Origin of the sequence: Prosthecobacter debontii, from assembly GCF_900167535.1 — a bacterium.
Classification (GTDB): Bacteria; Verrucomicrobiota; Verrucomicrobiia; order Verrucomicrobiales; family Verrucomicrobiaceae; genus Prosthecobacter; species Prosthecobacter debontii.
Genome location: NZ_FUYE01000008.1, coordinates 140,583 through 158,809 on the forward strand (window position 1 = coordinate 140,583; position 18,227 = coordinate 158,809).

The 18,227-nt window shown below is 56.4% G+C and carries 17 protein-coding genes; 5 read left to right on the forward strand and 12 right to left on the reverse strand.

The window, feature by feature from the left end; genetic code table 11:
- Positions 1 to 180: 180 nt before the first annotated feature.
- The 4 genes from B5D61_RS13440 to B5D61_RS13455 form a co-directional block, all read right to left on the reverse strand.
- Positions 181 to 1,212, reverse strand: a complete 1,032-nt coding sequence (locus tag B5D61_RS13440; RefSeq protein WP_078813887.1) for a methionine synthase — start codon at positions 1,210 to 1,212, stop codon at positions 181 to 183.
- 308 nt (positions 1,213 to 1,520) lie between these two features.
- Entirely contained in the window at positions 1,521 to 2,948 is a 1,428-nt protein-coding gene (gene purB, locus B5D61_RS13445) for an adenylosuccinate lyase (protein WP_078813888.1), read from the reverse strand.
- Positions 2,949 to 3,014: 66 nt separating this feature from the next.
- A complete protein-coding gene (locus B5D61_RS13450) occupies positions 3,015 to 4,040 on the reverse strand; it encodes a serine hydrolase domain-containing protein (protein WP_078813889.1) in 1,026 nt (341 codons plus the stop codon).
- Between the two features lie 9 nt (positions 4,041 to 4,049).
- Positions 4,050 to 4,988, reverse strand: coding sequence for an SDR family oxidoreductase (locus B5D61_RS13455; protein ID WP_078814030.1), 939 nt, complete (start codon positions 4,986 to 4,988; stop codon positions 4,050 to 4,052).
- 17 nt (positions 4,989 to 5,005) lie between these two features.
- Here B5D61_RS13455 and B5D61_RS13460 point away from each other — a divergent pair, with 17 nt between their 5' ends.
- Positions 5,006 to 6,259: an NAD(P)/FAD-dependent oxidoreductase gene (locus tag B5D61_RS13460; RefSeq protein WP_176159416.1), complete on the forward strand. Its 1,254-nt coding sequence runs from the start codon at positions 5,006 to 5,008 to the stop codon at positions 6,257 to 6,259.
- A 34-nt stretch (positions 6,260 to 6,293) separates the two neighbouring features.
- Here B5D61_RS13460 and B5D61_RS13465 read toward each other — a convergent pair whose 3' ends face one another.
- Positions 6,294 to 6,887: a hypothetical protein gene (locus B5D61_RS13465; protein ID WP_078813891.1), complete on the reverse strand. Its 594-nt coding sequence runs from the start codon at positions 6,885 to 6,887 to the stop codon at positions 6,294 to 6,296.
- Between the two features lie 213 nt (positions 6,888 to 7,100).
- Between B5D61_RS13465 and B5D61_RS13470 the strand changes: the two genes are divergently transcribed.
- From B5D61_RS13470 to B5D61_RS13480, 3 genes are all read left to right on the forward strand, one after another.
- Positions 7,101 to 8,261 carry a diflavin oxidoreductase gene (locus B5D61_RS13470; protein ID WP_078813892.1) on the forward strand — a complete coding sequence of 387 codons (1,161 nt, stop codon included), beginning with the start codon at positions 7,101 to 7,103 and terminating at the stop codon, positions 8,259 to 8,261.
- A 192-nt stretch (positions 8,262 to 8,453) separates the two neighbouring features.
- Positions 8,454 to 9,674: a methionine adenosyltransferase gene (metK, locus tag B5D61_RS13475; protein ID WP_078813893.1), complete on the forward strand. Its 1,221-nt coding sequence runs from the start codon at positions 8,454 to 8,456 to the stop codon at positions 9,672 to 9,674.
- A 150-nt stretch (positions 9,675 to 9,824) separates the two neighbouring features.
- On the forward strand, positions 9,825 to 10,922 hold the full coding sequence (locus B5D61_RS13480; RefSeq protein WP_078813894.1) for a non-reducing end alpha-L-arabinofuranosidase family hydrolase: 1,098 nt from the start codon (positions 9,825 to 9,827) through the stop codon (positions 10,920 to 10,922).
- Positions 10,923 to 10,970: 48 nt separating this feature from the next.
- On the opposite strand, the gene cysS is transcribed toward B5D61_RS13480, so the two are convergent.
- From cysS to B5D61_RS25760, 4 genes are all read right to left on the reverse strand, one after another.
- A complete protein-coding gene (gene cysS, locus B5D61_RS13485) occupies positions 10,971 to 12,380 on the reverse strand; it encodes a cysteine--tRNA ligase (RefSeq protein ID WP_078813895.1) in 1,410 nt (469 codons plus the stop codon).
- Between the two features lie 92 nt (positions 12,381 to 12,472).
- The gene (locus B5D61_RS13490) at positions 12,473 to 12,805 is read right to left on the reverse strand and encodes a KH domain-containing protein (protein WP_078813896.1); all 333 of its coding nucleotides are present in this window, start codon (positions 12,803 to 12,805) and stop codon (positions 12,473 to 12,475) included.
- Positions 12,806 to 12,871: 66 nt separating this feature from the next.
- Positions 12,872 to 13,126: a 30S ribosomal protein S16 gene (gene rpsP / locus B5D61_RS13495; RefSeq protein WP_078813897.1), complete on the reverse strand. Its 255-nt coding sequence runs from the start codon at positions 13,124 to 13,126 to the stop codon at positions 12,872 to 12,874.
- A 178-nt stretch (positions 13,127 to 13,304) separates the two neighbouring features.
- Complete coding sequence (locus tag B5D61_RS25760) at positions 13,305 to 13,502, reverse strand: hypothetical protein (RefSeq protein WP_139373249.1); 198 nt, start codon at positions 13,500 to 13,502, stop codon at positions 13,305 to 13,307.
- Positions 13,503 to 13,611: 109 nt separating this feature from the next.
- On the opposite strand from B5D61_RS25760, the gene B5D61_RS13500 reads away from it, so the two are divergent.
- Positions 13,612 to 14,064: an RrF2 family transcriptional regulator gene (locus tag B5D61_RS13500; RefSeq protein ID WP_078813898.1), complete on the forward strand. Its 453-nt coding sequence runs from the start codon at positions 13,612 to 13,614 to the stop codon at positions 14,062 to 14,064.
- Here the strand turns inward: B5D61_RS13500 and B5D61_RS13505 are convergent.
- The 3 genes from B5D61_RS13505 to B5D61_RS13515 form a co-directional block, all read right to left on the reverse strand.
- Positions 14,050 to 14,817, reverse strand: coding sequence for a hypothetical protein (locus tag B5D61_RS13505; RefSeq protein WP_078813899.1), 768 nt, complete (start codon positions 14,815 to 14,817; stop codon positions 14,050 to 14,052). The two genes, B5D61_RS13500 and B5D61_RS13505, sit on opposite strands and share 15 nt — an antisense overlap.
- The gene (locus B5D61_RS13510) at positions 14,810 to 15,370 is read right to left on the reverse strand and encodes an RNA polymerase sigma factor (protein WP_078813900.1); all 561 of its coding nucleotides are present in this window, start codon (positions 15,368 to 15,370) and stop codon (positions 14,810 to 14,812) included. The genes B5D61_RS13505 and B5D61_RS13510 overlap by 8 nt, the downstream gene beginning before the upstream one ends.
- A 295-nt stretch (positions 15,371 to 15,665) precedes the next feature.
- Positions 15,666 to 18,197, reverse strand: a complete 2,532-nt coding sequence (locus B5D61_RS13515) for a BatD family protein (RefSeq protein WP_176159418.1) — start codon at positions 18,195 to 18,197, stop codon at positions 15,666 to 15,668.
- Positions 18,198 to 18,227: the final 30 nt, after the last annotated feature.

Sequence of the window (18,227 nt, forward strand, 5' to 3'; positions counted from 1 at the left end):
CACGGGTTTTCCTCATCCTGGGAAAGTTAGGCGAGTAGGCTTCGCCATACTCGCGCTCCAGTCGCTCGGCCTGCGCGGTCTCTCGATAGGGTTGGTAGGGGCGAACTGCGTCTCATCCAACAAGGTGTGAGGCCATCGTGGCCTCATCATGAGGGCAGGTGCCCTCACGCCTTGTTTGCATCACAATTCCCCGCGCACCTTCGCCACGCCAGCGACCATGTTCGCTAGTTTCTGCTTGGCGGCCCAGCGGGCGGTTTGGCTGAGGCCGCAGTCGGGAGCGAAGACGAGGCGATCCGCAGGCGCATGCTTTAAACAAGCCCGCACGGCATCGGCCACGTTGTCTGGGGTCTCGATGTAATAGCTCTTCACATCGATCACCCCCACGGCCACATCGGTGCGTTTGGCGATCTCGCCGATGATCTCCAGTTCGGCATACTCGCGATTCGCCATCTCCACGTGCACTTCATCGCAGTGCAAATCCAGGAAGGCTGGGAAGAGGGGCGCGTATTTGCGATACCCCACGGGATGGCCTTTGAAGTTACCGAAACAGAGGTGGGTGCAGATGCGAGCGCGACCATAACCGCTCTCCACGGTGCGATTGAAGATATCCACGAAACGGCGGGTATCCTCACGGAAGCCATAACAACTCATGCTCGGCTCATCCACGCAGATCTCTTCCGCTCCGGCTTCGACAAGGTCGGCGATCTCCTGTCGCACGAGGGGTAATAGCGCCTCCGTGATCGCATAACGATCCGCATACTGTGCGTTAGGCGCGAGACGACCACTCAAGGTGTAGGGACCAGGCACGCTGACCTTCAGGCGTTTGCCCGAACCGCCAGCCAACCGCTTCAAGCGCTGAAACTCTTCCACTGCACCGAGTCCCCGAGGCGCTTTCAGTTCGCCAATGATCTCGTGCTTGCCACGCTGATCATGGGCGGGGGGGCCAAACCGACGCGGGCTGGCGGGCTCAAGAGCGATGCCTTCGAGGAACCCGTAGAAGGACAGGTTAAAATCAAACCGGGTCTGCTCGCCATCCGTGATCACGTCCAAACCTGCCGCGATCTGATCCTGAATCGCCACCATCGCGGCATCGTCCTGCATCTCGGTCAGATCCGCACGGCCAAACTGGTCCAAATGCTGAGCAGAAAACTCCAGCCACCCCGGAAAGGGGTAACTCCCAATGACTGAGGTGCGCAGCGGTTGTTCCTTCATTCATCAAGCATGGCGCGTGTTCCCAGGGCACGTCAATCGCCTCCCGCATTCGGCAATTCTTTCGCCAGGAAAGTGCAAATCCACCCAACGACATCGCCCATTCTTACCCCAAGGGGTCCGCACACTCCGTGTGCGGGTGAGCGCGTGGAAGGCCGAGGGATCAACCTCAAGGTCTCCCGTCCAGATTAAAGAGGCTTATGCCAGATGGAATATCGGAAAGCGGACACTGGAGTGCGCAAGGCTTGGCTTTCCGCACACGGAGTGCGCGGGCCACTTCAGAGGCCGAGCCTCCACCTGGACACTCGCGATTACAGAATGCTCCCGGGCTCATACCCAGCCGCTTCGGGATAGGCAGCGAGGAGCTTGTCCACACGAGCCACGAAGTGATCCACCTGCTCAGGGGCATCCCCAGAGTTGGCTTTGCCTTGGGCCATGACGGCATCGAGAGCAGTCGCATTCAAACCCAGGCGGCTATCGGCAGCCAGACGAGCCAACAGGTCGTTGTGGCTGACTTTGCCCGTGCGCATGTCACGAGCAACGGCCACGGCGTGTTCCTTGATCGCCTCGTGAGCGGCTTCACGGCCAGCACCGGCTTTGACCGCTTCCATCAGCACGGTGGTGGTGAGCAGGAAGGGCAGATAACGCATGAGTTCCTGTTCAACGACGGCTTCAAAGACTTCCATTTGGTTGAGTACGGTGAGCAGGGTTTCCAACAGACCATCCATGGCCAGGAAGGCATCTGGCAGCATCACGCGGCGAACCACGGAGCAGGACACGTCGCCTTCATTCCACTGGTCGCCAGCCAGACCGGCGGCCATAGCGAGGTAACCTTTGAGGATGACATGGAAGCCATTGATGCGCTCGCAGGAGCGGCTGTTCATCTTGTGCGGCATGGCGGAGCTACCGACCTGCCCTTTGGCAAAACCTTCGCTGGCGAGCTCATGACCCGCCATCAGGCGCAGAGTCTTGGCAAAGCTGCCTGCACCGCTGGCCACGTGGGTGAGGGTGGAAACGACCTGCATATCCAGGCTGCGAGGATAGACCTGACCGACGGCATCCAGAGCGGCACTGATGCCGAGGTGATGCAGGATGCGCTCTTCCAGAGCCCGGGCCTTGGCGGCGTCGCCATTGAAAAGAGTGATCTGGTCCAGACGGGTGCCGACAGCGCCTTTCAAACCACGGGCAGGATAACTGGCGATGAGATCATTCAGAGCCTGGACGCCGAGAAGCATTTCCTCACCAAACATCGCGATGCGCTTGCCCACGGTGGTGACCTGAGCGGCGACGTTGTGCGTGCGGGCCGTCATCGGAATGTCGCGAGTCTGCGCGGCACGACGGGCGAAACCAGCCAAGGCGGCGACGCTCTTTTTGCGCACTTCCAAAAGCGCACGGAAGACCTGGAGTTGCTCCACATTCTCCGTGAGATCGCGGCTGGTCATGCCCTTGTGAATGTGTTCGTGGCCGGCCAGATCGCAGAATTCCTCGATGCGGGCTTTCACATCATGACGGGTCACGCGCTCCCGCTCCATGATGGAGGTCAGGTTCACCTGATCCTTCACCCTTTCATAACTCTCGATGACGCCCTCCGGCACCGGGATGCCGAGATCGCGCTGGCCCTTCAGAACGGCGATCCAGTAATCGCGCTCCAACCGCACCTTTCCTTCGCCCGACCAGAGGGCGCGCATGGCGGGGGTGGCGTAACGTTCGGCAAGGACATTGGAGATGGCATCAGTCATGGGCCGCGCATCTTGCCGGGGAGAGGCGGCGAGTCAAGGAAAGCGCGGTCCTTCTGCCCAACTTGCCTAACCGAGCAAGGTGCGGAGAAAATGCCCGTCGGAAAATTTGGCATTCAGCCCCTGGCGCACAACGACCAAGTCGAGTGACGGAATGGCGTAGAGACGCTGATAGCTGCTGCCGATGCAGGCGATGAGATCTGAAGGCACGCCTTTGGCAATGCACACACGGGACCAGTTCTGCCGATCCCAATCCAGCTCCAACATGTCCTCGATATCCATTTCCCGGGCACCCAGCCGCCCCGCCGCTCGGTTATTCCAGAAACCGAAGCTGTAGGCAGCATTGGCGGAGGAACCCTCCAGCAGAGGCTCCATGGAAGAGGATTTCAAAACCGGATGCCCTTTGGCAAGAAGTAGATCCCCCATCCAGGCCCATTGACGGGGAGAGAGCAAAAAACCTGCTGCCAGCAAAGGATTGCCACTCGCATCGGGCAGATAACGCTGTGGCCCCAGGCCCATCAGACGCAGGACGCGGCGCTCCATGTAATGCGTGGGGCTTTCAGCGCGCTTCCTCGCCGCCAGTTTCCGCTTCAAGACTTCATGGAAGACCTGGAGGGCACTCGGGCCGTAGATGAAACTCCGCCCCGGCGTGCCCACCAGCGGGCGCTCCCAGGCCATCTTATTGCGGTTCTTCAACCCATCCTGATGCAGCCGCAGGCAGCGCTCCAGGCCACAGGTGAAGTCGAGCAGTTGCTCGATGGTGATGTTCTTTTTCTCACCGCTCCACTCAGGGAGAGTGGCCGAAACTTTCTCCTCCAAGGTCAACACCCCGTCCTCCACCGCCGCCATGGCAGCCAAGCCCCAGAAGCCTTTGGTGCCGCTGTAAATGCGGCGTGCCTCACCGCTCTTCGCACCATTGAAGTAGCTCTCATGGATGACTTTACCACGCTGCTTGACGTAAAGGGCATAGCCTTTGGTGGAAGCCACATACTTAGCGGCGGCATTCACGTTCAGCGATGGCGCTTCAGCGGCCGATCCGGAGGTGGCAGCCAGCCCAGACAACAGGTGCAGGAAATGACGGCGAGAAGCTCTCATGCAGTCTTGTTAACGAACGCGAGAGATGATATGCGCTTCCAGGGCATCTTGCCAGCGCCGTGGTGTTTCCCCCAAAAGAAAAGCCAGCCGATTGTTGCTCATCACGGTGAATGGCGGGCGTGGGGCTTTGAATTGCGGGAAATCACGCAGTTTCAAACCATGTGCGGCATGAGCCCGGTCTAACAAACCATGCTGATGAGCGCAATCGAGCGTGACCTGAGCATAGTCACGCCAGGTCGCCACGCCTGTATTGCACAGATGCAGGATGCCGGAGACCTGTGCGAGGTCTGTCAGCAGTCGTTTCACCCATTGGGCTATATCGAGCGTGCTGGTTGGCACACTCCATTTGTCCTCGATAAATCCTAGAGGCTCTCCTGCTCTGACCCGCTGAAGCACCGTCTCGGGCACACCTCCGCCCCCAGGGCCGAACAGCCACGATACTCGCCCGACCAAGGCTGCAGGACATGCCGCCAAGACAGCGTTCTCACCTGCCGCTTTAGTTTGCCCATAAACACTGGGCGATGCCGTGGGTGCATGCTCATCGAGGAACACGCACCCATTTCCCGCGAAGACGTAGTCGGTGCTAAAATGGATGAGCCTCGCACCCCGATCGGCACAGAGTTCAGCAAGCGCCAGAGGAGACTCAGCATTGATTCGGCGAGCCAACTCGGGCTGCTCCTCACAGACGTCTGGGCTGGTCAAGGCCGCAGCATTGAGCGCCAGATCAAACGCTAACTCGCCAAGCTTCACCTTCAAGGTCTCCGGTTCAGCCAAATCCACAATGGATCGTCCTGGAGCGATGATCTCATAATCCGAGGTCAATTGAGCCGCCAGCACCTGTCCGAGACGGCCAGAAGCACCAAGAATGAGAAGGCGAGGACGCGAAAGCATGCGGGAAGTATCACAGATGCTGCCCGTGCAGCTTGCAATCGGAAATGAGGCATTCATGTTGGAGCTTATTCACAATGAGCCGCCCCCAGCCCAGCATTGCCATCATCGGCGCCGGTCTTTCAGGACTGTCGTGCGCCCGTGTGCTGACGAAAGCCGGTTTCAAGTTTACGATTTATGAGGCGGGAGACGCCGTCGGCGGGCGTGTCCGGTCTGATGTGGTGGATGGCTTCACGCTGGATCGGGGCTTTCAGGTTCTGCTGCCCTCCTATCCCGAAGCACGCCGCGTGCTGGACTACGATGATCTGGAGCTTCGCCCCTTTTATCGCGGCGCAGATGTCTTTTACAAAGGTCGCTTTCACCGCCTTGCGGACCCCTTCACCCATCCCAGAGACTCGATCAAACACACGCGTGATCCGTTTGTCTCGTGGATGGATAAATGGCGCACCCTCGTTTTGCGTAAAGAGGTGCTCACCACCCGCAAAATCGAGCGCCGAATTCCAGAGATGGAGACGGAGGACTACCTGCGCGATTTTGGGTTCACCGAGGAGTTCATCGATCGCTTCTTCCGCACTTTCTTCGGCGGCGTGTTCCTGGAAAAAGATCTGCGCACCTCAGCGCGGATGTTTCTTTTCCTCTACTCCATGTTTAGCACCGGAGGCGCAGCCATCCCCGCTCGTGGGATGCAGTCCATCCCAGAGCAGTTGGCCATTTCATTGCCGCCCGGCTCCCTGCGTCTGAACTGTCCCGTCGCATCCCTGCAAGCTGGGGAAATCACGCTGACCAGTGGCGAGATCGTCAAGGCTGATCACATCATCCTCGCCGTCAGCGAAGAAGCCGCCGCCCGCTTAATGCCCGAGGCTCTCCCCGATAAACTTCTGCCCGCGCGCAGCACGACCAGCCTCTATTTCACCACAGAACAACCCCTGCCCGATCTGCCGATCATTTATCTGGATGGCGATGGCAAAGGACCGGTGAACAGCGCGTGCATCCTCTCCAAAATCTCTCCTGACTATGCCCCGCCTGGGCAGCATTTGATTTCCACCAGCATCATCGGCGCACCTTCCAGCACGGAGTTGGAAAACGTCGTTCGAGATCAAATGGCTCGCTGGTTTGGTGAGGGGGCTTATCAGTGGCGGCATCTCCGCAGCTACCAGATCCGCCATGCCTTGCCCGAGGGACGCCAACTCAGACTTGGAGACGGTCCGCTCCAAGCCGTGCTCGCCCCAGGCCTGTATCGCTGTGGGGACTGGTGTGAAGACGCCTCGATCAACGGTGCACTCATCAGTGGCCGCCGCGCGGCCGAGGCCGTGCTGGGCTCTCTAGCCTAAGCTTCGAGGCACACTCCGCATCAGGGCCCCTTCGTTAGGCCGATTGCGCCCCCGGTTTCATCCATTGTTTAGCCAGTTCTTGGTAGGCTTCAGGGGAGATCCCGTGCGTCAGATTCAGATGCAGTCTTGAGCTCAAAAACTCATCGGGAGACATCCACTCCTCCCCCACCTTGATCTGCTTGGTCCACGCACACACCACCTGGAGACCGTTCTGCAACTGACGAATCTCCTCTGTGGAGGCCTGTAGCTCCCGTAGCGCTCGTTGCAGGTCGTCATTGGCCTGTTTGCGTTCGCGCAGCGTGTCGCGTAAACGGCCCAGCAGATGACCTGTGGTGAGCGAAATCACCAAGCAGGAGAAGCTCTTCCAATAATGATAGAAAAGATGGGAATAGGAATGCCCTTCGACATGATCCATGGCCAAGGTGATGATGGAGCAGGCGATGGACAAGATCCAAACGATCGACCGGCTGCAATGCCAAGCCGCTAAGGAAACAGGAATCAGGTAGGCGGCAGAAAACACCAATTCATGGCCGGTGGCATAATCCAGTATAACAAGTCCCCCTAGAATGGCGATGCTGAGCGCTGCCATATTCTGACCACGCGCGGTCAAGGTCTTGAAAATCAACATATTCGCCTTTGGTTAACTTTACAATTATTGGAGTAGTGTTGAAAATTATAACATAAAGATCTGCCGCATGCCAACATCAAAACCGCACCAATTTAACGCAATCAACTTTCAGCATGGCGGAGCTTCCGGCACGCCCCTTGCTGTGGGCCTGTTGACAACCAATCTCAGCGGTCTAGTCTCCCGCCCCTTTTTTCACATCAAATCTGACCCTCAATGAGCACCCCTGCGCCTGGCAAACCCGTCTATAATGTCAAAAATCCATTCATCGCCAAGGTGAAGAAGGCCTATGACCTGTCCGGCCCTGGCGCCCCCAAGAACACGCGCCACTACGAAATCGATCTCAGCGGCAGCGGTCTGGAATACACCCCCGGCGACTCCCTGGCTGTGCAGCCTCAGAATGATCCTGCGCTGGTGGACGACATGATTCAGGTGCTGGGCTTCACGGGTGAAGAGATTGTGACCCACCCAAAAACAGCTGCCCAAGTGCCGATTCGCCAGGCCTTGATCGAAGGTAGCCTGATCACCGAGGTGGATAACAAACTGATCAAAGCCATCATCGAAAAAACCAACGGACAGACCCTCCTGGCAGACATGAACACGCCAGAGACCAAACAAGCCCTGAAAGACTACCTCTGGGGCCGTTTCGTGATCGATCTTCTGATCGAAAACCCCGATGCTAAGTTCGAGCCTGCGGAGTTCATGGCTTGCCTGAAGAAGCTGAACATCCGTCTCTACTCCATCAGCAGCAGCCAGAAAGCCCATCCTGAAGAAGTGCATCTGACCATCGCTACGGTGAAATACACCAGCCATGGCCGTGAGCGTGGTGGTGTCGCCTCCACCTTCCTGGCTGAGCGCATCACCCCTGAGACGCCCATCCCCGTCTTCGTCAATCATGGCAAAGGCTTCCGCCTGCCTGAGCCCGAAGAAGAGACACCGGTCATCATGATCGGCCCAGGCACTGGCATTGCCCCATTCCGTGCTTTCGTGGAAGAGCGTAAAGCCACAGGTGCTAAAGGCAAAGCTTGGCTGTTCTTCGGCGAAGTCAGCGAGAAGACCTGCTTCTTCTACAAAGATGAATTCGACGGTTACTTGGCCGATGGCACCCTGACCAAACTGACCACTGCCTGGAGCCGTGATCAGGCGGAGAAAATCTACGTGCAGCACAAGATGCTGGAAAACAGTGCCGAGATCTTTGCTTGGCTTCAGCAAGGTGCCATCGTCTATGTCTGCGGTGACGCCGCACGCATGGCGGTGGATGTTGACAAGGCTCTTCACACTATCATCGAAAACGAAGGCAGCATGACGCCTGAACAAGCTGTGGAATACATGACCGCCTTCAAGGACGCCAAGCGCTACCGCCGCGACGTCTATTGATTCGTTCATTGAGACTGGATTCAGTCCTTCTCATCCACCATTCTTACGCCCCCTCGCCTTCACCGCCAGGGGGCGCTTCTTTTTATCCTCACCGCCGACTCGGAATTCACATTGACGCCACCCTTAGCGGCGATACTCTGAGGCGGACGTATCAACGCATCATCATTCGTCCATATAAAACAGAACCTAACCATGTCCCGCTCTTACATCTTCTCTTCTGAGTCCGTCGGCGAAGGCCACCCTGACAAAGTTTGCGACACGATCTCTGACGCCATTCTGGACGCCTGCTTGACCGTGGACCCCAAGAGCCGTGTGGCCTGCGAAACCTTCGCCAAGAGCAACATCGTCGTCGTCGGTGGTGAAATCACCATCCCTTCCCTCCAGGACAAGTCCAAAGGCACCACCAAGCCAATCGACGAAGTGATCAATGTCGGCAAGGTCATCCGTGACGCTGTCCGTGGCATCGGTTATGTCAATAACGACGACGTTTTCCACGCCGACCAGATCTTCATCAACAACTACCTCACCATCCAGAGCCCCGACATCGCTCAAGGTGTGGACGACGCTGCGGCCGAAGGCAAAAAGACCGCGGAACAGGGCGCTGGTGACCAGGGCATCATGTTTGGTTATGCCTGCGATGAAACCGAAGAACTCATGCCAGCTCCGATCATGTATGCCCACCGCCTGGGCCGTGAGATGACTCGCATCCGTAAGGAAGGCAAGCTGGCCAAGTGGCTGCGTCCAGACGCCAAGAGCCAGGTGTCTGTGGAATATGTGGACGGCAAGCCGACCCGCATCGTCAACGTCGTGATCTCCACTCAGCACGCTGCTGACGTCGAGCACGCTGAGATCGAGAAGTTCTGCATCGAGGAAGTGATCAAGAAGGTCCTCCCTGCCAACATGCTGACGGCTGAGACGGAGTATCTCATCAACCCAACCGGCAAGTTCGTTGTTGGCGGTCCTCAGGGTGACAGTGGTCTGACTGGCCGTAAGATCATCGTGGACACCTACGGCGGCATGGGCCGTCACGGTGGTGGTGCCTTCTCCGGTAAAGACCCATCCAAAGTGGACCGCAGCGCCGCCTACATGGGCCGCTGGGTCGCCAAGAACGTTGTGGCTGCCGGTCTCGCTTCCAAGTGCGAAGTCCAGTTTGCCTACGCCATCGGCCATCCAAAGCCCGTCAGCGTCCACGTGGACACTTTCGGCACTGGCACCGTCAGCGACGACAAGATCCTCGACGCCGTGAATGCGGTGTTCTCCTTCAAGCCTGCCGACATCGTCAGCCAGCTCAACCTGCTCCGCCCGATCTACTCGAAGTCCACCAACTACGGTCACTTCGGCAAGATCGACGATCCAGATCTGACTTGGGAAATCACCGACAAGGCTGAGGCCCTCAAGGCCGCCGTGAAGTAATTCTGGCTTCACAAGGACAGTCCCTTCATTCAACCGTGCTGGTGCCCCCAGCGCGGTTTTTTTGTGATTAAGACCGTGTGCGTTTACGATAGCCAATGGTGCCCCAAGTCAGGAGTCAAAGGGCGTTGAAGAACTTATCCCTTCTCCATCATGAGAGCCTCCATTCATCTCAGTTTCCTGCTTCCTTTCATCTGCATTTCACACGCCGCCGATACGCCACGTCCTGCACTCAACGGCCAGCATTGGACCGTCACCCACAGCCAGCTTTTTCGAGCAGGCCCGCCAGGCAGCTTCGATGAGATTGCCGTCAAAGATCCGACGATTGTTCAGCATGAGGGGCAATGGCATGTCTTTTACACGGCCAAACCCAAAAGCTCCAAAGAGCGTGTGCCTGCTGAGCTCGGGTATGCAACCGCAAGCTCTCTGGAAGGACTCCACAAGGCCGAGCATATTCAAATGCTGCCCATCTTGGGTGGTGTGATGATCGCACCTCAGGTCTTCTACTTCGCACCGCAAAAGCTCTGGTATCTCATTGGGCATACCTTGGTGGATAAAAAACTGCAGCCCGTCTTTTCCACCAATCCCGACATAGCCAACGTCCAAGGCTGGATACCCATGCAACGACTCCAAACCAATCGGCAAGCGACTCGCACCTGGATTGATTTTTGGGTCATCTGCGATGAGGCCAAAGCCCATCTCTTTTATTCGGATCACACCGATAAACTCTGGCGCATGGAGTGCCCCTTAGCCGAGTTTCCTCAAGGCCTATCCTCAGCGCAGGAGCAGCTCGCCTTGCAAGCCAGCGGGGTGAGTGAACGTGGAGCTTGGAACTTTCACGAAGCCGCTCACATCTATCGCGTGCAGAGTGACGGACGTTACCTCGCCCTGCTCGAAGGCGGATACTCCCATCCGGTCCGTAAAAATGTGATGGAAGCACGGGACTCGCGAAATCGCTTCATGCTCGCCTTCACCGCCGAGCGACTGGAAGGGCCATGGACACGGGTCGAGCCCTCCGAAAACGAATTCCTCGCCGAGAGAGATCATTTGTTTAATCCTGACGGCACACGTTGCCTCCGATACACTCAAGTCAGCCACCCCGAGCTAATCCGCTCTGGCATTGATCAGCGCCTTGAAGTCCCAGACTACCGCCTGAAACTCCTGTTCCAAGGCTTCGACGGCAGCCAGGTGAAAGACGACTACAACTACAACGATCTGCCCTGGGAGCTCGCCATCATGGAGAACCGCTGAGCCACTCTGTGCTCAGCGTTCCATCCCATCAAGGGCACAACACGACTGCTACTTTTTGATGATCTGATAACCATCCTTGCTGTCCTTAATGATCCAGCCCTCGGCCTCCAGTTCTTTACGGAGGACGTCGGCGGTTGCCCAATCTTTGTTCTGTTTAGCCAACCAACGCTTCTTGGCTTTTTCAGCAATCTCGGCAGGCACGTCAACCTCAGACTCCTCCACAGCCGCCGGAAGTTTCAGCCCGAGAGCTTGCAATAGGAAGTGCAAGCCATCCAGAGCTGCACCAGCTTCATCTTTGGTTAGACCGGCAGGTTTGATCTTATTGATCACACCAAAGATATCGCCAAGTGCGCCGGGGACATTCAGGTCGTCATTCAAGGTCGTCCAAGCCGCTTCAAAAGGCCCTGGAGCTTTACCTTGAACTTCGGCCGTCACTTCCGATGCCACACGTAGAACGCGCTCAAACTTCGCCAGCTTTTGGATGGCCTGACGCGCAGAATCCAGAGAATGCAGAGTAAAGTTCAGCGGAGTCCGATAGTGACCACTGATCAAAACGTAGCGCACCTCGGCGGGGGAATAACCCCGCTTCTGAAGATCTTCGAGCGTGTAGAGATTCCCCAGGCTCTTGCTCATCTTACCACCATCCACCAGCAGGTGAGTCACGTGGAACCAATGACGTGCAAACTTACCATGCGTCGCGCAGCAGCTCTGCGCGATCTCATTCTCATGGTGAGGGAAGATCAAATCCACCCCACCGCCATGAACGTCGAAGTCTTCGCCAAGGTATTCCAGAGACATGGCGCTGCACTCAAGATGCCAGCCAGGGCGTCCTTCACCCCAAGGGCTCGGCCAGTAGTTAGGCCCATCTTCGGGCTTACGTCCTTTCCACAACGCGAAGTCCGCTAAGGAATCCTTGGTGTATTCATCGCTATCGGTGGCACTGGCTGCCGTGGAAGCACCGAGCTTGAGTTCGCGATCTTCAAGGTGTGAAAGACGTCCGTAATCCGCGAAGGAAGAGACCTTGAAATAGACACTGCCATCGGGAGTGGCGTAGGCATGTCCCCGCTCGATCAGCGTCTCGATCATGCGGATCTGATGTGGGATATGAGCCACAGCACTGGGCTCCACATGTGGCGGCAAGAGATTGAGCGCTGCGCAATCCGCGTGGAACTTTGCCGTCCAATACTGAGTAAAGTCAGTCAGGGATTGCCCAGCCTTTTGCGAGTCCCGAATGGTCTTGTCATCCACATCGGTGAGGTTGCGCACATGCAGTGTCGCGAGACCACCTTGCTCGACCACTCGGCGAAAAACATCCTGAGCCACAAAGGTGCGGAAGTTACCGATATGAGCTGGGCCATACACCGTGGGGCCGCAGCAGTAAAAACGCAGCGTTTGACCGTCCAAAGGTGCCACCACCCGTTGGGTGCGCGAAAGAGTTTCAAAAAGGGTCAACGACATGAAAAAGAAGACGCGGGATTACAACGAAGCGGCAGCGTGTGCAACCTTGGGTGAATCAAAACCCAGGCGGATAGGACGTCGAATGACTGGAATCAACAGTCCGCCGAAGCCTTTTCACTGTCACGAATCGGCTCTGCTTCAAGCCCTTCATCGTCCCCCTCCGCCGCTTCACGCACGGCACCGATTTTGAGATTGACCCGGACACCGTGTTTCTCAGCCGCAGCGCTGAGTAGCGAGCGAATAGAACTGGCCGTCATGCCATTCTTACCGAGCACATGCTTCACATCTTCAGGAGCGAGCTGCACCCTGAAAACCAAAACGCCATTGGCATTATGACCAATGGCGATAGAGGCTTGTTGGGGGTGGTCAATTAAATTGGCCACCACATAGGTCAAGAATTCGCGAAGTGCTTCTGGGGCGTCCATGACAGCAATTAAGCTTTTCCACAAGCCCCGGCAACCCCAGAAATGGGGAAAAGCGACGCGCAGACGTTACTTAGCAGCAGCCTTGCTAGCCTTCTTAATGAGGCTACGCACAGTTTCGGTAGGCTGAGCGCCTTTAGAGATCCACTCGTTGACTTTAGCGAGGTCAAGATTGGCGTTATTCTCACCCTTCTTCTGGGGATCATAGGTGCCAAGGACTTCAATGAAACGACCATCACGCTTGTAGCGCTGATCAGCGGCGACGACGCGATAAAATAGATGGCCTTTGGAGCCTTCTTGACGGAGACGGATTGCTACTGCCATGAGATCAAAAAACGATTACGAACTTTTGGGGAGGAGGAGAATGCGGGATGATACCCGAAAATCAAGGCCTATTTTTGAGTTTTTCACAATCTGGCATCAGCAAACGCTGATCGAAAATGAAAACAAAAGCGGTCCCGGCTCGGGACCGCTTTGCTTAAAAAAACTGCCTCAAATTGAGTTATTTGCTGCTGGTATAAGGAGCAGCGGGAGGTGCCTCAGCGGCATAGGTTTGAATTTCCTTGGAGCGCTTATACCAGCGTTTCCCAGGCGTCATGTAACGCTTATAAAACATCTCATTCACGCTGCCCACCATGTAGGGCTTCGTGCTGCAAGAAGAAAGAACGCAAAGGGAAAGAAGGGTTATAATCCATTTCATAAGGACATTTCGAGTTTGGCCAGAAATGAAGCGAGTTGTCAAAAAAAAGTTTCGCTAAAGCCATCTTTGACGGTTGCCACTACTGAAAAGCCCCCCTACCCCATCTAGAATGAAGCTGTCTCGTAAAGCCGAATACGCCATGCGCGCCTTACTGGCCATGGCACGCACCTCCGATACATCCACTTTTTCCATTCAAGACATCGCCACTCGTGAAAACATTCCCCTCAAGTTTCTCGAGCAAATCCTCCTCATGCTCAAGAATGGCGGGCTATTGCGCAGCAAGCGCGGCGTAGGGGGAGGGTATCAGTTCCAGAAAGCACCTCAACGCATCTCCTTGGGAGAGATCGTTCAGCTGATCGATGGTCCGTTTGAGCCCATCCATTGCTCCATGATGATTCAGCATCCAGGCGATAAATGCGAGTGCGGCATCACGGGAGGTTGCAGCCTGGGGCAAGTGTTCATGGGCTTGAGAAATCAAGTCAACGACTGGCTCGCCAACACCACTCTCCACGATGTGCTTGAGCGAGAAAAAGTCCGCCAACCCGTCTCATTTGAGATCTGAATCATCAGCCAGGAACTCTTCCAGTTTAGTTTCCGGCGAGCTCCCCATCATGACATAGGCGCATTTTCGGCAAGACCAAGCAGCCACGGGATAACCATCCACATGCTCCACTTTCTGAGGCTCAATATTCGCCGGCATGTCATTCAAAGAATCACGAAGCACCACAAAAAGATGGGCCTCCTGATTGCCTCTCCCGAAACAAACCATGGCCACCTTTTGCCCGCGCCAAGTGACGATGCGGCAGCCAAACGGCCGTGCCTCTTTCGTGCCTGGCTGAACGATGTAGGGCTTCGGTGCACCTTGGTTACCGAGCCAAGCACTGACATTGGATAGCTCTCCCGTCACATGCTCCAGACCGAATCCCTCGGTCTTCATGTGATCAAACATATCCACGATCTCTGTCTCAAATTGAGCCAATGAGGTCTGCTTAGGCTCAGGCTCACGAATGACAAAGATCAAGCCTCCCAGCAAAACAGCGGCGGCTGTCGCTAACCACGGAAGCCGCTGCCAACGTGGCACCGCGGCACTGAGTTTCGCAGCGGCTAAAATTTCGGCACGCAGATTTTCAGGAATCGGCATCTCGGAGATGGCCTTGCATAGGCAGCGGTCAAAAGCCTGTTCCTGTGAAAACCAAGCAGCCAACTCAGGGCGACAGGGCAAGGTTTCCATGGCTTCCCGTAAGCAGGGATCATCATTGTCCTGACCATTGGGCCGACAGGCACTCAAACGAAGCTGGATTTCTGCATCATCCATGACGGCGGGTTCGTGCGGGTTCAAAAGGAATGACGTTGACGTTGGCAGAGGTAGGAACTTGTTCGTTCTCGGTCTTAACTTGGGAGAGTTTTTGGCGTAGCTGGGCTTTACCTCGCGACAGCCTCGACATCACGGTGCCGATCGGCACATCTAAAATTTCCGATATCTCCTGATAACTGTGCTGCTGAAGGTAAAAGAGGCTTAGCGGGGCTCGAAAAGTGTCGTCGAGTTGGCTCAAGGCATCTAAGGCGGATTGGCTATCCACATCCTCCGTCGTCCGCGCTTGCACAGAAGGGAGTTCAGACTCTGCATCGGCCAAATCCACCTGGGGATAACGGACCGAGCGACGATGTCCATTGAGGAACTCCCGATACAAAGTCGTGAACAGCCAAGTCTTGGCCTTGTTTCGATCTCGAAGCTGAAACCCACGGGTGGCCCAGCGCAGAAACGTCTGCTGAGTCAAGTCAGCAGCGTCCGCCTCACGCTGAGTCAGACTCAGTGCGAAACGATAAAGCCCCTGATAATGCTCCTGGACGAGCTGCTCGAACTCCATGAATCGATTACGTTTTCAGTATCTCACAAGGCCATCAGCCTGAGCCGATTTACTTCTTCTTCATTTCACAGGAAGAGCAGGAAGAACACTCGGAGGCGGTCTTCTTTTTGCAGCAGTTGGCGCAGCTTGAGAGACCCAAGCTGAGGGCGGCGAGAGACAGGATGAGGACGGCTTTCATAGGCAACGGGATGAATGAGTTGTTAGGATATCTGACCTCTGAGAGACATTGAGATCCCCCAGACCGTTCATAAGATACGAGAACAGCAGGGTTTATTCCGTGCGATGTCACGAAAAATCAGGGCACCAAATTCTCGTCCCAAATCCACAAGGGTGTGATCGTTCCCGCCTCCACCCAACCTCGCAGCGTTTGAGGCTGGGCCGGTATCTCGACATAGCACCAAGCACCTCGCCGCTCGAGGATACGCACTTCAGAGCCAGGAGGCAGATCCATCACTGTGCCTGCCGTGACTGTGGCGGCGGTGAAGGCCCGGACATCGGGCATGATGACCAATGAAATATCACGCACACGCTCTGCTCCCAGAGGGCGCACGGCGGCTAGAGCAGTCGCGGGGACAGCCAAGGTAAACCCGACCATCGATACCGCCACCGCCCATCCGAGGCTACGTCTCCCCGCCCAGATCCGCCATGCGATGGAGAGCAAGACCAGCCAAAACCCGGACGCCGCCAAGATGATCCATTGATTCGGCTTTAACCACAGGCTCCACTCGGTGAGAGGAGAGTCATAACCAAAGGTTAGAAAACGCAGTCGCTCATCCAAATGAAAGAGATTTTGACGAAGTTCAGGTGACCATGGATCCAGCAACTGCGCCCGCTGATACCACAGGACCGCTCTCCCCAAATCCTCTTGGCGATACCGTGCATGCCCGATCATCTGAAGGACTTCCGAACTGAGATGAGGCGGATTCTTTTTCGTCAGAGACTCGGCCAAGTATTGAGCGCGAGTGAAATTACCTTTGGCCATTTCGGCCACCGCTTCTTGATAAACCGCATCAGGAGAGGTGGTCGTGGGCGTCTGAGCCTGAAGCGCTCCACTGACTAAGGCTCCCAAGAAAAGCAGGACTGAGACTTTCGACAAAGCACGGCGGAAAAGATCCCCCAAAGCAGCCAGCATCCGGCTGCGTTCCTCAGTCGATAGCGGTGCTGAAGATACCCCCGAAAAATTCGCCGTCTGGTAGCGATTTAGAATGGCTTGTAAGTCCGCATCTTTCACCGGAGTCCCGTTCTGGGCGGTGTGAATGAACTGAGCCGCACCCCGCAAAAACTCGGTGTCGCTGCTGGTGGTTGGCTCAAATGCGTTCCATGCCGCACGAAGTTCACCCGCGCGACCAGCCAGCCGGGCCTCCTTTCGGCGACGCAACACGGCCAGAACACTGGCCAGGAAAACGAGGCCGACCGGCACAGCCTGAACCGTCCAAAACGCACTGCTTTTCACTAACAACACCCCCGTAGGAGAAAGCCACTTGGAGGCGCTCGGCGGATTGATCACGATGTCCGTGATGTCCGGCTGAGGTGGAGTCACCAGCGGGGGCGCTTCCACGGGTTGGCTCACGGCTCCCGAAGCTGCTTCCGTTTGCGCGGGTGCGGGGGCAGGCTTCATCGTCAGTGGAATAGCCTCTGTGCGCAGAGTCACGTATTGCTTCTTCGTGGGGCTGAAGAAGCTCGTCTCAAACGGTGGCAAAGACGAATGAACGGCCTCCGGTATGAATACCTGGGAGTAACCTACCCGACGCTCCAGAGTTGGCACTTGATTTTGATCGAGTTGACCTTCGATGTTGTAACGTTTAGCCGGATATGATTTCCAGCCATCCAGCGACGTCAGTGCCGGAGGGGTCAAGGCATCGAAGTTACCCGCCCCGGAGACTTCCAGTTCGACCGCGATGGGATCTCCCACCGTGAGATCTGTCGGAGTGGCGGTCGCACTGAGCGAAAAATCTCCCACAGCTCCGCTGAAATTAGCCGGTTTTCCCTCAGCTGGTAGCGGCAGCACTTTCAAGGTCACTTCCTGGCTCTTGACGGTGATTTTGCGGGGCTCCGTGGGCACGCCGAAAAACCCTTGCGGGAAACCAGGGGGAAACATATTGCCCCGCTGCTGAGCCCCTTCCATGGGCACCTCCACCAAAATCTCCATGGTCGCAGGGCCTACTTTCAGCTCTCCTGTGCGGAGGGAGGATAAGGTGCTTCGGAAGGTCAGCACCACATAACTAACCCCATCAATCACAGTGATGGTCTGCTCACTCTGTTGAGGAAAACGAGCGATCGCAAAGTCACTCTTTTCGATGTCAATGAGCCCCAACCGCCGCAGTTGAGTCTGCCGAGGCACATAGAGGCTGCATATCACGGGCATGACCTCGCCTTGATAGATTTCTTTCCTCGATAACTCGATCTGGAGGATCGGCTGATTCGGATCATCCGCATCCGCTCCGACCGCCCCGCCACCTTGCTCAACGGTCAACTTCACTTCGTTGGTGGTCAGGGTCTGACCATCCACTCTCAGCGCCTGAGCCGGGATCACAAACTCACCGGGTTCCGAAGCCGCCAATCCCCAAGTCAGACGCAATGAAGTCGTCCTGACGCCATTGGTGATCTGAAGCTGAGTGGAGGTGGAAACCGCTGTGTTTTGACCGATCTGGAGAGGCAGGCGCAGTTCCGGGATGCCATCGAGCTGACCATCCTGAACGGTAATGACATACGAGACAATCTGATTCGGCCGCGCCGTTTCAGGTTGGACATAGGCCCGCACAGTCGCGGCCTCAGCCATACTCGCGGCCGCTAATAGCCAAGTTAGGGAAAGGATTTGTTTCTTCACACTTGTCATGAGTCCTAATAGAGGTTCGCC

Excerpts from the sequence above, each read along its gene's own strand:
- B5D61_RS13510 (WP_078813900.1), bottom strand. The coding sequence starts at position 15,370 with ATGGAGTTCGAGCAGCTCGTCCAGGAGCATTATCAGGGGCTTTATCGT.
- rpsP (WP_078813897.1), bottom strand. The coding sequence starts at position 13,126 with ATGGCAGTAGCAATCCGTCTCCGTCAAGAAGGCTCCAAAGGCCATCTA.
- B5D61_RS13455 (WP_078814030.1), bottom strand. The coding sequence starts at position 4,988 with ATGAATGCCTCATTTCCGATTGCAAGCTGCACGGGCAGCATCTGTGAT.
- B5D61_RS13450 (WP_078813889.1), bottom strand. The coding sequence starts at position 4,040 with ATGAGAGCTTCTCGCCGTCATTTCCTGCACCTGTTGTCTGGGCTGGCT.
- cysS (WP_078813895.1), bottom strand. The coding sequence starts at position 12,380 with ATGTCGTTGACCCTTTTTGAAACTCTTTCGCGCACCCAACGGGTGGTG.
- B5D61_RS25760 (WP_139373249.1), bottom strand. The coding sequence starts at position 13,502 with ATGAAATGGATTATAACCCTTCTTTCCCTTTGCGTTCTTTCTTCTTGC.
- B5D61_RS13440 (WP_078813887.1), bottom strand. The coding sequence starts at position 1,212 with ATGAAGGAACAACCGCTGCGCACCTCAGTCATTGGGAGTTACCCCTTT.
- B5D61_RS13505 (WP_078813899.1), bottom strand. The coding sequence starts at position 14,817 with ATGGATGATGCAGAAATCCAGCTTCGTTTGAGTGCCTGTCGGCCCAAT.
- B5D61_RS13465 (WP_078813891.1), bottom strand. The coding sequence starts at position 6,887 with ATGTTGATTTTCAAGACCTTGACCGCGCGTGGTCAGAATATGGCAGCG.
- metK (WP_078813893.1), top strand. The coding sequence starts at position 8,454 with ATGTCCCGCTCTTACATCTTCTCTTCTGAGTCCGTCGGCGAAGGCCAC.
- purB (WP_078813888.1), bottom strand. The coding sequence starts at position 2,948 with ATGACTGATGCCATCTCCAATGTCCTTGCCGAACGTTACGCCACCCCC.
- B5D61_RS13500 (WP_078813898.1), top strand. The coding sequence starts at position 13,612 with ATGAAGCTGTCTCGTAAAGCCGAATACGCCATGCGCGCCTTACTGGCC.
- B5D61_RS13460 (WP_176159416.1), top strand. The coding sequence starts at position 5,006 with ATGAGCCGCCCCCAGCCCAGCATTGCCATCATCGGCGCCGGTCTTTCA.
- B5D61_RS13480 (WP_078813894.1), top strand. The coding sequence starts at position 9,825 with ATGAGAGCCTCCATTCATCTCAGTTTCCTGCTTCCTTTCATCTGCATT.
- B5D61_RS13490 (WP_078813896.1), bottom strand. The coding sequence starts at position 12,805 with ATGGACGCCCCAGAAGCACTTCGCGAATTCTTGACCTATGTGGTGGCC.
- B5D61_RS13470 (WP_078813892.1), top strand. The coding sequence starts at position 7,101 with ATGAGCACCCCTGCGCCTGGCAAACCCGTCTATAATGTCAAAAATCCA.